This window comes from Acinetobacter sp. XS-4, assembly GCF_023920705.1.
Taxonomy (GTDB): domain Bacteria; phylum Pseudomonadota; class Gammaproteobacteria; order Pseudomonadales; family Moraxellaceae; genus Acinetobacter.
Genome location: NZ_CP094657.1, coordinates 1,462,572 through 1,478,543, shown reverse-complemented (window position 1 = coordinate 1,478,543; position 15,972 = coordinate 1,462,572). Strand labels below are relative to the sequence as shown.

General features: G+C 37.5%; 14 protein-coding genes. 6 read left to right on the top strand and 8 right to left on the bottom strand.

All coding sequences use genetic code 11. From position 1 onward, the window contains the following. Nucleotides 1-67: 67 nt before the first annotated feature. From MMY79_RS06875 to MMY79_RS06860, 4 genes are all read left to right on the top strand, one after another. Nucleotides 68-748, top strand: coding sequence for a heavy metal response regulator transcription factor (locus MMY79_RS06875; protein WP_252612657.1), 681 nt, complete (start codon nt 68-70; stop codon nt 746-748). Then, nucleotides 741-2,117, top strand: a complete 1,377-nt coding sequence (locus MMY79_RS06870) for a heavy metal sensor histidine kinase (protein ID WP_252612656.1) — start codon at nt 741-743, stop codon at nt 2,115-2,117. Before MMY79_RS06875 ends, MMY79_RS06870 begins: the two co-directional genes overlap by 8 nt. Nucleotides 2,118-2,371: 254 nt before the next feature. Continuing rightward, nucleotides 2,372-2,743: a copper resistance protein CopC gene (locus MMY79_RS06865; RefSeq protein WP_252612655.1), complete on the top strand. Its 372-nt coding sequence runs from the start codon at nt 2,372-2,374 to the stop codon at nt 2,741-2,743. A gap of 70 nt (nt 2,744-2,813) precedes the next feature. Beyond that, entirely contained in the window at nt 2,814-3,695 is an 882-nt protein-coding gene (locus tag MMY79_RS06860) for a CopD family protein (protein ID WP_252612654.1), read from the top strand. Nucleotides 3,696-3,710: 15 nt separating this feature from the next. Here the strand turns inward: MMY79_RS06860 and MMY79_RS06855 are convergent, their stop codons facing one another. The 8 genes from MMY79_RS06855 to pepN form a co-directional block, all read right to left on the bottom strand. Then, complete coding sequence (locus MMY79_RS06855) at nt 3,711-4,394, bottom strand: SDR family NAD(P)-dependent oxidoreductase (RefSeq protein ID WP_252612653.1); 684 nt, start codon at nt 4,392-4,394, stop codon at nt 3,711-3,713. Between the two features lie 9 nt (nt 4,395-4,403). Further along, nucleotides 4,404-5,165 carry an SDR family NAD(P)-dependent oxidoreductase gene (locus tag MMY79_RS06850; RefSeq protein ID WP_252612652.1) on the bottom strand — a complete coding sequence of 254 codons (762 nt, stop codon included), beginning with the start codon at nt 5,163-5,165 and terminating at the stop codon, nt 4,404-4,406. Nucleotides 5,166-5,172: 7 nt separating this feature from the next. After that, the gene (locus tag MMY79_RS06845; RefSeq protein ID WP_252612651.1) at nt 5,173-5,859 is read right to left on the bottom strand and encodes a glutathione S-transferase family protein; all 687 of its coding nucleotides are present in this window, start codon (nt 5,857-5,859) and stop codon (nt 5,173-5,175) included. Between the two features lie 225 nt (nt 5,860-6,084). Then, nucleotides 6,085-7,107: a spore coat U domain-containing protein gene (locus MMY79_RS06840; protein ID WP_252612650.1), complete on the bottom strand. Its 1,023-nt coding sequence runs from the start codon at nt 7,105-7,107 to the stop codon at nt 6,085-6,087. Continuing rightward, nucleotides 7,098-9,557, bottom strand: a complete 2,460-nt coding sequence (locus MMY79_RS06835; protein WP_252612649.1) for a fimbria/pilus outer membrane usher protein — start codon at nt 9,555-9,557, stop codon at nt 7,098-7,100. Before MMY79_RS06835 ends, MMY79_RS06840 begins: the two co-directional genes overlap by 10 nt. Nucleotides 9,558-9,566: 9 nt before the next feature. After that, nucleotides 9,567-10,271, bottom strand: coding sequence for a fimbria/pilus periplasmic chaperone (locus MMY79_RS06830; RefSeq protein WP_252612648.1), 705 nt, complete (start codon nt 10,269-10,271; stop codon nt 9,567-9,569). A gap of 74 nt (nt 10,272-10,345) precedes the next feature. After that, nucleotides 10,346-10,882, bottom strand: a complete 537-nt coding sequence (locus MMY79_RS06825; RefSeq protein ID WP_252612647.1) for a spore coat U domain-containing protein — start codon at nt 10,880-10,882, stop codon at nt 10,346-10,348. A gap of 583 nt (nt 10,883-11,465) precedes the next feature. Further along, a complete protein-coding gene (gene pepN, locus MMY79_RS06820) occupies nt 11,466-14,072 on the bottom strand; it encodes an aminopeptidase N (protein ID WP_252612646.1) in 2,607 nt (868 codons plus the stop codon). A gap of 319 nt (nt 14,073-14,391) precedes the next feature. Here pepN and MMY79_RS06815 point away from each other — a divergent pair, with 319 nt between their 5' ends. Continuing rightward, nucleotides 14,392-14,649 carry a hypothetical protein gene (locus MMY79_RS06815; protein ID WP_252612645.1) on the top strand — a complete coding sequence of 86 codons (258 nt, stop codon included), beginning with the start codon at nt 14,392-14,394 and terminating at the stop codon, nt 14,647-14,649. Between the two features lie 152 nt (nt 14,650-14,801). Continuing rightward, the gene (locus MMY79_RS06810; protein WP_252612644.1) at nt 14,802-15,959 is read left to right on the top strand and encodes a hypothetical protein; all 1,158 of its coding nucleotides are present in this window, start codon (nt 14,802-14,804) and stop codon (nt 15,957-15,959) included. Nucleotides 15,960-15,972 lie beyond the last annotated feature (13 nt).

The window sequence follows — 15,972 nt, the reverse complement described above, 5'->3', positions numbered from 1 at the left end:
ATCTACGCCGAATCATGTATTTATAACGTTATTATATTCTCAGTGAATAATATGAGATTTTTTATAAATGAGAATCTTATTGGTTGAAGATGAAATAAAAACAGGTGATTACCTTAAACAAGGTTTATCTGAAGCTGGATATATTACCGATTGGGTGACTGATGGATTATCAGGTAAGCATCAAGCGCTTGTAGAAGAATATGACTTGATTATTCTGGATGTGATGTTACCTAAGTTAGATGGTTGGAACATCATTAACGATATCCGAAAAAGCGGTAAAACTATGCCCATTCTCTTTCTTTCTGCACGTGATCAAATTGAAGACAGAGTTAAAGGTCTAGAACTCGGGGCCGATGATTATCTAGTAAAACCTTTTGCTTTTGCTGAGCTACTAGCCAGAGTAAAAAGCCTACTCCGCCGCGGGCAGCAAAAAGAAGACAGCAATATTATTACCATTGCCGATCTTGAACTTGATTTACGTAAGCGTCGTGTCACTCGAGCGGGTCAACGTATTGACTTAACAGCTAAAGAATTTGCATTGATGGAATTATTCATGCGTAGACGTGGAGAAATCTTACCTCGCACCCTCATTGCCTCTCAAATATGGGATATGAATTTTGATAGTGATACCAATGTTGTAGAAGTCGCTATTAAACGTTTAAGAAATAAAATAGATAGTAATTTCAGCCCTAAGCTGATCAAGAACATACGAGGAATGGGCTATGTTTTAGAGGTTGAAGATGCCTAATAAACTGTTTAATGCGATCAGCTTTCGTATTGCAATTCTTTTTTCTTTTTCTACGGTTATTATCTTAATGATTATGGGATTGGTCATTCACCAACTCGTCATGCATCATTTTGAAACTCAAGATAGAACTCAATTAGAAGGTAAAATTCAACTTGTAGAGAACCTACTTGAGCAAAATCATCACAATCCTTCTGAATTAAACTTATATTTAAAAGATGCCTTAGTTGGACATCACGACCTGATCGTACAAATAGAGCGCCCGAGCGGTCAAATTATTTTTAGCTCATCGCCAACAGCGCTTAAGAGTAAAACATTAGTAAAATCTAAACATGGTCCATGGCTTGAATGGAAAGTCCAAAATAAAATTTATCATGGCTTAATTTATAAAAAGTCTTTCGATCAAAATAGTGCTATTCCATCGGCTCAAATTATTGTGGGTATTGACACATCTGAGCACCTACATTTCTTAAACGATTTTAGACGTCAGCTCTTATATATCGGTGTTATTGGTACAATTTGTTTGATGCTCTTGGGGTGGTTTGCTGCTTGGCGTGGGCTCCGTCCAGTTCAAAACATGGCAAAGGTTGCAGAAGGCATTTCAGCTCAGCATCTTTCCGAGCGTTTAGAAGTCGACAACACACCAACTGAACTGAAATCGTTAGCTATCGCATTTAACGATATGTTAGATCGACTAGAAACAGCCGTAGGAAAACTCTCAGATTTTTCATCTGATCTTGCTCATGAAATTAGAACACCAATTAACAACTTGATGACTCAAACCCAAGTTTGTCTATCGCGTAGTCGAGATATCGCTACCTATCAGGAAATTCTATTTTCCAACTTGGAAGAGTTTGAACGTTTAGCCCGAATGGTGTCCGATATGCTCTTTCTTGCCAAAGCAGAACATGGCTTATATAGAGCAAACTTACAACAAGTAAATCTAGTCAAAGAAGTCTCGGCATTATTTGATTTTTATGACGCTATTGCTGCTGAAAAAGGCATGTCACTAAAACAAACTGGTCAAGGTTATGTCGAGGGTGATCCTTCAATGTTACGCCGAGCGCTTAGCAATCTTTTATCAAATGCAATCAAATATGGTAAATCAGATTCGATCATCAAAATTAAATGCCAACAGAATAGTGATACAACTGAACTAACCATTGAAAATGAAAGCTTCCCCCTATCACAAGAACAACTCACTCGATTATTTGATCGTTTTTATCGTACAGATGCGTCAAGACAGCGAATTGAAGAAGGCACAGGGTTAGGGTTAGCAATTACCAAATCTATTCTTGATGTACATGGAGCTACTATTCAGGCGAACTATGATGACGGGCGTATTACTTTTAAAATTATCTTTCAAAATTAAGTGTATTTCTGATCTCTCATATTCATTTATTAGTTAAATTGCTCTAACTGAGAAATATTACCAAAACAGAAAAATTCTTTGGCACTGATGAATTCTCGATTTTTTTAAAATGACAAAAATGTAATTTTGAAGTCATCAACACGTTTCTCTCTATCTTGAATAATAGACATATCAAGAGTGTGACCAATAAAGTACGCCCTTTATTTTAATTCGGTTATTACCTAGTCAAATATTCAGTTTAAGAGGATCAAAACATGAAGCTTGTTCACAACAAAATGACTGTTCTACGCAATGTTTTAGTTGGAGCAACTATGATTGTTGCTGCTTCAAACGTATTTGCACATGTCAGCCTAGAAAGTGCAAACCCCGGCATTAATGCTTCGGTAGTAAGTCAACCTAAAAATATAACGCTTAATTTTGGCGGCGAAGTCATGTTAATGAACGTTAAATTGCTTGATGCTCAACGTACAGATATTCCTTTAAATTACCAAGTGAGCCATGATTTAAAAAAATCATTTGAAGTCGCTGTGCCAAAGCTAAAAAAAGGAAAATATACCGTAGTATGGACCACAATGGGCTCTGATGGTCACAACATGAGTGGCGAATATACTTTCACTATTAAATAAACCAGAAAAATAAAAAAGTATCACTAGTCCATGCCAGCAATGAGCTGGCATATTGTATAGAGAGAAGAATATGGCGCCTGAAACTTGGATATATACGACTTGGCTTGTTAAAGTTTTTTTATATTTGGGAACCGCATTTGTTATTGGAGGTGCCTTCTATTATTTCTTGCTTGGACCCTATGCAGAAATTAAAAAAATTATTATCAAATACATCACTGTTGGTGCAGGTTTAGGACTAATCTCAAGTGGTTTGGGTTTCTTTATTCTGATCGGAAGTTTTGCCAATATTGGCCTATTAGGTATGTGGGATAGTAACTATATAAATCTACTCATTAATACGCCGATTGGTCACGTCCACATCATTCGATCAATGAGCTTTCTGCTTTTATTGCTCTTTATGCTCGTAAAATTAAGCAGTGGAAATAGTCAGATTTCTAAATTTGAAGGATCGATTTTCGCTCTACTATTAATACCCATTGTTTTCAGTTTTTCTCAATTAGGCCATGTCACGAATTTATCCTTATTTGCGCAAATCTTACTGGCAACACATGTACTCGCAATGTCTTTATGGATGGGCTCACTCTATCCCTTATGGAAAACAAGCAGAATAATTCATGGTCTACCGTTAAAAGAACGTATGCATCTTTTTGGAAAAATTGCAGCCTTTATTGTCGGAGTTTTACTTGTCTGTGGTGTTACTATTGCCCTGTTATTGCTTAAAGATTTCAATACGCTAGTCAATACCCCTTATGGGCATGGATTCATTATAAAACTACTCTTTGTGCTATGTATTTTATTGCTAGCAGCCTTTAACAAATGGTATTTCACTCCTCGTTTACAACATTCAAAATTTGCAAACCAGTTGGGTTACGCCATTTTATTTGAAATGTCATTAAGCCTAGCCATTCTTTTAACAACGAGCTACATCACGACTGTTGTTGGTGTCGAATAAAAAAGGATAAAAAACTCAAGATAGACTGAGTTCTTGGCTCCATGCCGAATCAGGCTGCTCATAGATGTGTTGACATATTTGCTTAACAGATGAAATAAAGTGCTGGTTTTGTCCATCCCATTTTTCAACCATACAATAGGTGATATGAATGCCTTTAGGCTGGAACTCTCTTGCCAATGACTGCGCTAAAGCACGAATGCCCGCGAACATGCTTTGACTCAATACATCGTAATGAGTCGAGTTGCTAAATGGGGCTCCAAGAAAAATAACTGTGCCCCTTTGCTGTTTTAGCATAGGCTTAATCACAGCTTGCGCTACATTCACTGCACTTAAACCTGTGGTCTGCCAATTGTGTTCAATCTCTTCTAAAGATAAAGCCTCAATATTGGGCGAAGATGAAAAGTTTGGCTGAAATACACAAAGCTCAATTGTATGTCTTTGACTAGAGATATAACGCACCAAGTTTTTTAAATGATCTGCATTCACTAAGTTCAAATGGACTGCTGTCACACCATCGTTTATAGAATGAACTTGAATATTTTGCACAGCCGAATCATGCACAACTTGATAAAGATGTAGTGGAAATTGTGCCGTTTTATCTAGAATTACAAAATCACGCTCGATTAAGTGTAAGTCATGACCAGCAACGACAACACAGCCCTGTTTTTTTTGAAATCTCTGACATATTTTTTTTAGCATTTTAGTCTCTCAAAATTTTTCTTGATAAGGGCGTAAATCCAACTCATGTGTCCAAAGTTGTGACGTTTGTTGGTAAAGCATCCAATAGTTTTCTGCAATTGCATCAATATTGAGGCCACCCGTTCCACGTGTAAGACGGGCTAAACGCCCTAGGCCAAATAATGCTTTATTCACTCTATCGCCATCGACCATGCCATCAATAATCACATGAGCAATATGTATACCTTGTGATTTATAAATTTGAGCTAGATTGAGTGCATAAGCCCGCAAAGCAGATTTACCCATCGTAAAAGCTGCGAAAAAAGGTTTTCCTCGTAAAGAAGCACTCGCCCCAGTAAAAATAAGCGTACCGTGATTTTGATCTTTAAAGATTTTTAGACAGCTTTGAGAAACTAAATAAGCCGATAAAAAAGTGGATTGCCACATTTGCGTAAAAAACGATAACGGACTGCGTAAAAAGATTGAGGGAATATTTCCTCCCACATTATGAATGACAGCAGTAATGCGTTCATTTTGGCTGGTGATTGTGTCAAATAAAGCTTGTACTTGTTTTACATCTTCTGCATCCAGACGAAATGCGACAGCGTCCCCACCTTGCGAATGAATTTCGGCAGCCACTACTTCAATTTTCTGGAAAGTGCGCCCAGCGACATAAACTTTTAAACCTTCTTTTGCAAAACGATGGCACACGGCTGCGCCAATACCTTGTGATGCCCCAACGCCAATAACAACTGCACAATCTAATTTTTTATCTGGTGTTGCTAATGTCATGGTCATTTCACCCTGTTTGTTTTTTATACCATAAAGCAATAAACGGACGATCCAAAATTTCTTTACCAAATTTTTTGCTTGTGCGAACCACTTCACCAAGTTGAGCAACCACAGCAATGTCGGCAATTGTCTGAGAGTCTCCAACTAGCCATTCACTTTGCGATAAAATTTGTTCGATACGGTCGAGGTGTCTTCTAAACTCTGCTTCAACATTTTCAGCTTTCATTCGGCCTAGACCTTGAAAGAAAAGCTGTGTTTTTAACTCGGCTAAAATAAATCCTTTTACCATTGGTCTTTCATACGCTGGGCGGCCAATACTGCTAATGCGAATTGCTTCCTGTAGCGCATCTGGGTCATTGATTCGTAAATAGACTTCATAAAAATAGAGAGCTTCATCTGCCCAATCTTCCCACAACTCTGCAAGTGCTTTTTGATTTGGATCTTCTGGATAAAGCCGTGGTGTATCTGGATAAGTTTCTTCTAGGTAACGAGCAATTCGAGTACTGTCTTGTATTCGCTGTCCATTATGGTCAATTACAGGTACTTTACCCACTTTACTGAGCAAAGGAACTTTAGCCCCCAAAATGCCGTTATAGTTCACTGTTTTAAATGAAATTCCTTTAAATTTCAAAATTCTTGAAACTTTCTGACAAAATGGGGAAATTTCCCATTGATGCAAAATAATATCCGACATTTGTTCACCTTTATTTTTAATTGCCTTTTTCTCTAGTTCTCTTTTAGAACCAATCAATAAATATACAGTATGCATTTTTAAGTCAAACTGTTTTTGATGACGAATAAGTTTTTAAAAACACAAATTATTTGATTTATATCTTTTTATGTTCAGCCATTTTTAATGAATATGATTAAAATTACGCGGAACCATGCGACTAAAATAGAACAGCGTATATTTGATAAATTAATAAGTCACTGTAACAACAACACTATCAGAATAATTACCTGGTGTACTTGCAATGGAAGTACCTTGCGGAATTTTTCCATACACTGGAGTAGTTTGAGCGCTACCTGTACCAGTTTTTGAGACTCCTCCTGCCCCCCCAACATTGGTTACGCCTCCTGTGGCATCCCACACCGTACTATAGTTAGAATCTTTATATAATTGATAGGGAATATAATCATTATTACCATTGGTCATACGCCTAAATCCACCAGCAATACGGTTGTTTCCATCTCCTAAATAAATGCTATATGGCGTTCCATAATTACAGGTCGAATTTACAGCCCCTTGCGCTGTGTAATCACGACTCGTCGTACCAATATCATTAATATTGCCGAAATCTACAGTTGAGGTTGAGTTTAATTGGCACAAACTTGGTACCACAAAGTTCGCTGTTAAAGTTACATTTCCAGAGTCCCAGCTGAGTAAATCACCTAAACATAATAGCGCTAGAAGATCCATATCCCAAAATAGTTGAACCGTAGCTGTATAGGTTCCTTTAGGATAGGCAATGAGCGACCCCGTTCGGGCTGGTACTTTCACATTTACTGAGTAATTAAGAATATTATTTGAAGCGAGTGTTACCACTGGACCATACCAAACATTCGAAGTTTGGTTGGTGGTAGAAGAACCTGCACCACCTAAAGTTGCCGTGACTGTATACGGTAGCGATACACTATTATTCGCGTTGGTCGTTCCCGTAAATACAGTCTTCATGCACATAAACGGAGAGATCTGAGGTATTAGTCCTCCATTCGTGCAAGTAATTGTTCCTGAAAGGTTTACAGTTGCATCACTATTAATATTTGCGGCTGTGTAGGTAAACGTATTATTTGTGGTTCCAGCTACCGTACAAGCCGCATGTGCCGGACTAAAAAAGGCATAAACGAGATAAAATAAGCAAATACCTATAAAGTATTTTAAAGACAATGAAAATTTCTTATAGCTCTCTATTTGAGCCTTATTCATAATATTTAATGACATACATAAGGTCCCAATTTTTTAGTTGAGTACTGATTACTGTTATATGTGAAGTCAACTTGGCATGAACCATGATCCAGAAGATCGACTTCAAGCTTGTTTTGTTTTAACAGGTTTGGAATAAATACTTCACCGTCATAGCCAACTACACCATCTTGCTGACCATTAATTCGAACCGTATAACCTGGTAATAAAGGTGAGTTACTCGAGTCAACAAGTTTCACTAATCCTGAAATGACCTGATGAGCACCAAAATCAATAAGGCCACCTTGGCGATAACCCACCACTGTTTTTTGGTCTGTAGATTTAACACTCCAATTCAAAGGAAGATACGATGGATCTAGATAGATATGATTCTCTTTATATGGCATGAGACTAGGAATCAGAAATCTTCCAGAATTATCAGTTACACCCAAGTTGATTCCGCCATTTATAATTTGGCTTTGTGGTCCAGCATTGGTCACAACTGCATAGCCATCTCCAATTTCATTGGCTGCAAACACTCGTCCTGCCGCCGCAACCAATGAACCTGTCGCTGAAAGTGCAACTTGGTCGTTATCCCCAATTCGGTTGTATCGACCTGTCAGGTAAGCCGCCCGAGCACGGTAAGAGCCATAAATTGAAGCATTGTTTTGATTCGCATCCTGATCACGTTCAACATAGCCACCCCATCCAAATGAACCGATTTGTGGTTCTGATAAGCCGAATATTTCTTGTCGGTAACTCAGTCTGCCACCATCATTAGATACACTCGTAATCGCATTGACTCGGCTAGATGGTGTATAACGCAGTGCAAAGTAAATGCCATAGTCTTTTTGGTTTTCATAATCTTTATACGCCGAGGTATAAAATCCCCAGTTCTTGTTCAAACTTCCGCTTAAATTGGCAGACACTAACTTGTAAGAGTTGTCACTATATTTGATCTGGTTATAGCCCAGATAGGCGCTATACCCTTCGTAAAAGTTATAGCTCATCCCTGCCCTAAAAATCTCATCTGCCAGTGCACTGTAGCTCAGATAGTTCTGCAGCTCAGAAGTAATCTGGTTATCTTTTAAATATCGAATTTGAGACACACGGGCAAGGTCGAAGTAATTATCAAATACTTTGCGGTAACTGGTATTAAACGAAATATTCTTGCTAATACGCCCTTCTAAACCGACTAGAGCAGTATAACCGTTTTCATCTTTATACTGACTCGCGGCGATGTCAGCATTGATCACCCCAAAACCAAACAGGTTCTTGGCAAAACCAGTGCCGAGGTTCGATAAACCATCTGTTGAAGCCTCTGCACCACCGCTTAAGGTCAGTGAGTTGCTGTAGCCATAGCGAATCGCACCCGAAGCAAAAGTGGCATCGTCGTAATCGTTTGAATAAAGTCCATAGTTGTAGCGTGGAACCCCAACATCTACTGAAAATTCATTAATGCCTTTTGCCAGAATTTTAGATGAAAAATAGTAAGCCTGCTTGGTAATGCTTTGCTGACCCGTTGCATCGGTCGTCACAAGCGTGACTTCATTTCCCGAAATAAACGGGAGCTGTTTAATGTCAAATGGGCCTGAAGGCACCAGCCCTGAATAAATCTTTTGCTGGTTAACGTATAAATCTAAAGTTGAAGGAAGTGCAGCCGAGCCTGAAAATTGTGGGAGTGCTGAGGTGACAAGATCACCTCGTTGAGTATAAGCACTTGACCACTGGAAACCAGCCAGACGTACACTATTCCCCCAGTCCGAACTATTGGAGATGAAATCCCCTAAGGTATATATCCTGACTTTTTCTGGGTCTACGTACTGCCACTTACTCTCCAAGCGCACCCATTTTTCATGGCTATAACTAGTTTCATTACTGCCGCTGTATAAAACACCTGAAGAAAAATTACCGATTGCGCTGTTAAAGATTCCTTCTGCTGAACCTGAGAAAACATTCTCGTCATTGGTTATGGTGTTATACAAACTATAGTTCAGAATAGCCGCGTTTAAGGGCTTCATTTTGAGTAAATGAGGGCTAGTAATCTGCTGACCATTTAAGTCAACTGAATAATCCGTCAACATGCTCGACGGAACTTGTAAATTTAGAGCCTGCTCATTCTCTAGATATTTAAAACGGATTCCTTTTAGCTCGTTAATACACACCCATTGGCTATCAGGAATCTGCTCATCCATTTTCACTCTTAAAGTATTTAAGGCACTAGAGCGGATATATAGCTTTCCATCCTTAGATTGCTTCACAGCAACCAAGTCTTCAGCAGTATTAGAATTCATAGAAACAACTAAAAAAAGCTGAGTAAAATTAAGATTTTGCTCATCTCCATTTGCATTCCCCTGTGCATATTTATTATTGCTATCTATAGATTTAGGAACACTGGGAATTGGAGTGTTGGTATTATCTTGTAGTTGCTCGGCAAAAGAATACGCCGGAAGATATGCCACACATAAGACACCTATAATATATTTCATATAAGCCTCTTAAAGTGTGGTTTTCTTACCATTAACTGTCAGAGATACGCTGTATTTATGATTTGGCTGATATGTAAAATTATTAAGAGAATAGCTTCGTGCCTGTTCCGCAAGGATATAACCATTTACGGTATTTACTTTAATCGGGTAACTTTTATTCGCTGTTGTATCAACAAGCATTAAATTATTTAAAAGTGCATGCTGGTTTCCAATATTACTAATATTTAAGGAAGCTGCTTCCTGATTTGTATCAATTTTCCAACTAAGTTTGGTAATTGCATCTTTATTGACTACAAATACGGGTAATGATGAGCGAAGTAACACATTTACGCCTTGAGCGGCTTTACGGCTATCAATGGGTTTTGGTAGTTCATCAATAATAATACGATAAGTTTTTTCACCAGAAATAGGTGTTGGATTAATTCTAACTACACGTAAGTTATAAGAATCATTAGACTGTAATTTTAAAAATGGTGGGCTAATGGCAATCTCATCTGTAGGTGTTAACTGATCTTGTCCATTTTTTTGAGTCCATTCAAATACGCGAATCTGCAAATCAGTACTTTCATTTGACTGATTAAATAAACTAATTGAAGACGCATTTTGATGACTTAATATTTCCACATTCACAGGTGAAAGGCGGATTGTAGCGGCGTTAATAGTGCTAGATAAAGTTAAGAATAATCCCGTAATAATAAAGATATTTTTTTTCATGATTTACTCAAATATAACTTTTTTAATGTGTTAGCCCTTTCAAAAGGGCTAACAATATTTATAATTTATAAGAATTAATAAGTTACTGTTATTGTTACCGTATCAAGATAGCTACCCGCACTCGGCAGTGTAGACCCAGCTGGAATACGGCCATACACGTTAACGGTTTGGACATTACCGGTTCCAGTTCCACTATAGGCAGTCGTTGCAATGCCAATTGCCGTACCATGTGCAGTATCTGAGAAGAGGTTATAAGGAATATATTCGTTGCTTGTTGCACCACCAATCATACGGCGTTGAGTCGTTTGAGCATTCTGCCCAGCATCAAAAGCCAAGGTCCATGGCACTGTGTTGTTACATAGAACTTTGATTGAAGTACCACCTGTCGTTGTGGTGTCTGCATCTACGTTGCTCGTAAGAGAGCTTAAAGTACCAAAGTCTAAAACTGCATTTGTTGTAGTCCCAGTTGCAGAGGTATTTAATACACAACTGTTCGTTACTGTTGCCTTAACAGTTAATGTGCCTGTTGCTGTTGCTGCATTTGCTGTATTGAGAGAAAATAATCCTACAGCAATCAGTGATAAATGAAAAAAAGTCTTTTTCATAGTCAAAACCTTTTAAATTAAGTTATAAAAACTAATAGATATAAAAAATTTAACATTTATTTTTACAATCATTTTTTATTTGACTGCTCCTTTTTAAAGTTTATTTTTCACCCTATTTTAGACATCATACATAAAAACAATTCAAAATCATGCGAGCATTATTATTTTCATTTCAATAAATAACACATAGATACAAATATTAACAATTAAAACACAACTCACCAACATTATTGAAATTCAAATATTTGATTTAAAACAATTTAATAAAAAATTAATAAAATTTAATAAGTAAAATTTAAATAAATATGTCAAAAATTGAGATAATTTTATGAGATCAAATGCTACCAATTAAAGAATTACTTAATTTAGCTCTAATATTATCAAGTCTATCTAATTTTAAACTTTATACTATTACTTAAAGATATATTTAAAATAAATTATAAATTAAAAAAATATAAAATAATGAGCAGTAGAGCTAAAGATACCTCCCCATAAGGAAAACATTATTTCTTTTAAGTGTTAGCCCCTGTAAAAATATAAAAAAATAAAGGCCTCTTACGAGACCTTTATTTAGTTTATTTAAATCTAATTAAACGCTTAACATACTATTTAAAGTTTCAGAGACGTTTTTCGATTTCACTTTAGGCTGTAATTCTTGTAAAGCTTGTTGCACTTGAGTTCGCTGAGGTTCCGCAAGTGTGTACCAACGTGACAATACCTGTAACAGGCGTGAACCTAAAATTGGGTTCTTTTCATCAAGATATTGTGCAAGATTAATAAAGTGAGCTACACCAAAGCCCCACGTGTTTTCAGGGTTATTTGATACCCCTCCACTCACCGCACGAATACGGTTTGGAGTTGTTAAATCATAGTCAGGATGATGAGTAAGGTACTCGATTGTTTCTGCTGTCGCATTTGGATTTGCTGCCTGAATCATGAACCATTGATCTAAAGATAAAGCCTCATCTTTGAAACGGTCATAAAAATCAGCAAGCGCACCTTGAGCTTGAGGCGCATTTTGCCAAACCAATACACGTAACGCCCCTAAGCGTTCAGACATATTTCCGGTGTTTTGGTATTGCACGTGTGCAAGTTCAAATGCAGTTTGATCACCCTGACGAGCCATCATCATCAGCATAATGTTCTTTAACGCACGTACACCCATAGCTAAAGAAAATTCTTTTTGCAGGTCTGGGTCAAGCGTAAGGTAAGTATCTTTCCAGAATGCGCCTAACTCTTGTGCTAAACGATTAAGTAAAGCTTCACGTTTTACATGAATATCAGCTGGTGCATAGTTCTGATCGATACGACTACCCAAATAACCTTCACTTGGTACATCAAATAAACGCGATGCTAAAAGCGGGTCACGGCCAACTAGTTCAGGTAAAGTGCTTTGAATGGCTTGAATGTAAGCATCTGCTGAATGGTCTTCTAGCAAAATACGTTCAAGCAAAGTTTGCGTTGCTTGCCATTGGTTAAAACCATTCGTTTCGTGCTGAATTAAGAATGCTAATTCTTCATCGGTATAATCAAATACAAGATTCACAGGCGCAGAGAAATTACGAAGTAGCGACACCACTGGTTGCTCAGTCACGCCAGTAAATTCAATGGTTGCTTCATCTTGGTCAAACAAGTACACGCCATCTTTAACATCGTTTGCGAATAGGCTGTCACTGTGCAAGGTATATTGCTCACCTGTTTTGGCATTAAAGAGTGCTAAAGCCACAGGAATCGGAACAGCTTTTAAATTTGGGTATTTAGGATGTGCTTTTAGGCTTTGTTTAAAGCTTAAACGGTAAGTTTGTGCTGCTGCATCATATTCACCTTTTGCTTCAAGCTTTGGCGTTCCCGGCTGGTTATACCAAGTTAAGAATGCAGATAAATCGACACCTGAACCCGCAGTTAAAGCAGCAACCCAATCTTCTACAGTTACAGCTTGTCCATCATGACGGCGGAAATATTCATCGGTTCCTTGACGGTATTTTTCTTTACCGAGTAAGGTCGACATCATGCGGTTAATTTCCGCACCTTTTTCATAGACTGTCGCTGTATAGAAGTTATTAATTTCTACAAAGTGGTCTGGACGTGGTGGATGCGACAATGGACCTGCATCTTCAGGGAACTGGTGTGATTTAAGCACAGCCACATCATCAATACGTTGAACCGCAGCAGATTGTAAATCTTCAGAGAAAGATTGATCACGGAATACCGTTAAGCCTTCTTTTAAGCAAAGTTGGAACCAGTCACGGCAAGTAATACGGTTCCCTGTCCAGTTATGAAAATATTCATGGGCAATCACAGACTGTACACGCATAATCGCTGCGTCAGTTGTGTATTCTTCATCAGCAAGCACGCATGACGTATTAAAGATATTTAAACCTTTATTTTCCATTGCACCCATGTTGAACTGACTCACCGCAACAATCATATAGTTGTCGAGGTCATAGGCACGACCATAGTGTTCTTCATCCCAACGCATAGAATGCTTTAATGCTTCCATCGCGATATGGCATTTTGGAATGTCTTTCTCTATTGCATAAATTTCTAAAGCGACATCACGCCCTTCAGATGTCGTATAACGATCTTTAAGTACAGCTAAATCACCAATGACACAAGCAAACAAATAGCTTGGTTTTTTAGTCGGGTCTTGCCAAATTGCAAAGTGGCGATTTTCACCAACCTCACCTGTTTCAAGCAAATTACCATTAGCAAGTAAAACTGGATATTTTTTGTCTGCTTCTACACGTGTAGTAAAAACTGAAAGTACATCTGGACGGTCTGGATAGAACGTAATTTTGCGGAAACCTTCAGGTTCATTTTGGGTTACAAATAAGTCATCGGCTTTATATAAACCTTCTAATTGAGTATTCGTTTCTGGATGAATAATCACTTGTGTTTGTAAAATGACTTCAGCTGGTGCATTAGCGATCACCAATTGCTCACTATCGAGTGAATATTGTGCAGAAGTAAGAATTTGTCCATTTAACTGAACAGATTGCAACTCAAGATCACGACCTAGCAAAACCAAATCGCCCTCAGTTTGGCGCTTCATAACAAGTGTTGAATCAACAATCGTTTTATCATCATATACTTGAATATCAAGATTAATTGATTCAACCAAGAACGCAGGTTTTTGATAATCTTTTAAATAAACTGTTTGATCTGCCTGAACTGGAGGCTGCGCCGCAATATTCATCTTTATTCCTTATATACTCGTCTGAAACGGCAGTATGAGTCGCCATGAAATATCATACGCCAAGTCATACATACTGTATTTGCTTACCTTTATAAAATTAATGGGACTTCATTGGTACATTTCAAATTAGAATCTGGTTTTATTAGCACAGATTAGACCAAATTTACGATAATCGTTGTTTATATAAGCAATCTATACAATAAAAATAAAACACCTTTAGCTTTTAACATTTTTTAGAGTCAGCTTACATTTTGGGCATGGTTCTTGCCTAATTAAATAGACCAATATGGGTATTTCAATAAGAGCAAGAGGTGTCAATATGGAATTAAAAGCACATTTTCATCGTTTAGAAAATATTAAAGCGATTCATGATTTACATGCAGCAGGACTCGATCATCATGTGATTGCCGTGTTCTTATCTGCGGAAGGTATTTCTATAACGACTCAGGAGGTTAGCTCCATTGTTAATACGTACGATGCACTGGGTAAAGTAAAATTACCAAGTAAAAAAGTACAGGCACTTATTAATGCCAAAAAACTTGGACAGAATGATGAGAACTTGCCGTGCCCTGTTTAATCAATAATTTAACTCGCAAAAAAGACCTAAAATCCCAACATAAATTTTAGGTCTTTTTTATTTTAGCAACAAACGGAACTAGCAATCTCAGCCATCGACAGTGCGGCTGTGTATAATAGCCCCATCATTTTTTATTTTATGTTCGGAGCAAAATGGCCTTACAAATTCTACAGAAACAACTGGATGAAAGTAGCCATTGTCCTCTCTGCCAAGCTTCAATGTACTGGGTAGATGCCGAGCAATTTGAACAAGACATTCAATTTCATGAATGCAGTCATTGTCAGCACCGCATATTTAAAGATGAAAAAATGACGTGCCACTGTGAACAGTGTACAAAACAGCGTAAAAAGCTTTTACAGCAAACTCGCTTACAAGAACAACGCCAATTTAAATCAAAAGAACAGCCTCAACGCAGTCTAGAACAACTTAGTTTTTTGCATAAGCTTTTCTTGCTGAGTCTTTTAGATGAATATGCGCGTGAAGAAATCACTCATGATGAATATATTCATTGGGACAAAATTAAGTATCATCACATCACCCCTAACTGGATGTTTCAGAGCTATTTAATTAAACAGTTGCATAAAGATGGCATTTTGAATGCAAATGATCAAACTGAAGATCCGCAATGTTTTTATTTAAATATTCGTTTAGATGGCTACAGCGATCCAAGTTTATTTAGTGTGGCTCAACAATTACGTAATTGGTTTTATGAAAATTTAAGTTTCGGCGTTCCCTTTCGTAGTTCTGATGAAGTTAAAGATGTACTTTTTCAGGTGCTCTATCAAGAAATTATCCAGTTCATGCAGTTTTATTGCCGAACTTGGGGCATCCAGATTGCTGGAAGTTCAAATTTTCAAAGCTTTTGCTACCGCTTAATGGAATCATTAGCAATTGGACAGATCTATTATCTGATTCAGACAGCACTCGAATATCTTTATAAACAAAAAGCTTTGCAGCCTCGCAATGAGAAATTTATTAACACCAATTTGTTAAAGAAAACGTTAGAGCAATACCGTGAGAGAGCCTTAACTGAAAAGTGGGAAACCTCTATGCTGCCGCGTCCTCATAATATTCCTTATAGTAAAATGAGTTATATTTTGCTTAACCGTTTCTTAGGTTATGACGAACAGATATTCGTACAACCTGTATGGAAAGCATGGCGAAAAATTGAACCACGTTTAAATTTTTATTCTGTCAAACGTTGTATGCATTGTGGTTCAAATGATTTAACTGTTGATTATGATGCAGCAGATTATGTCTCTTTGATTTGCCAAAAATGTAAGCATCAAGATCACTATTTTACCCACTAAACCTATCATCACT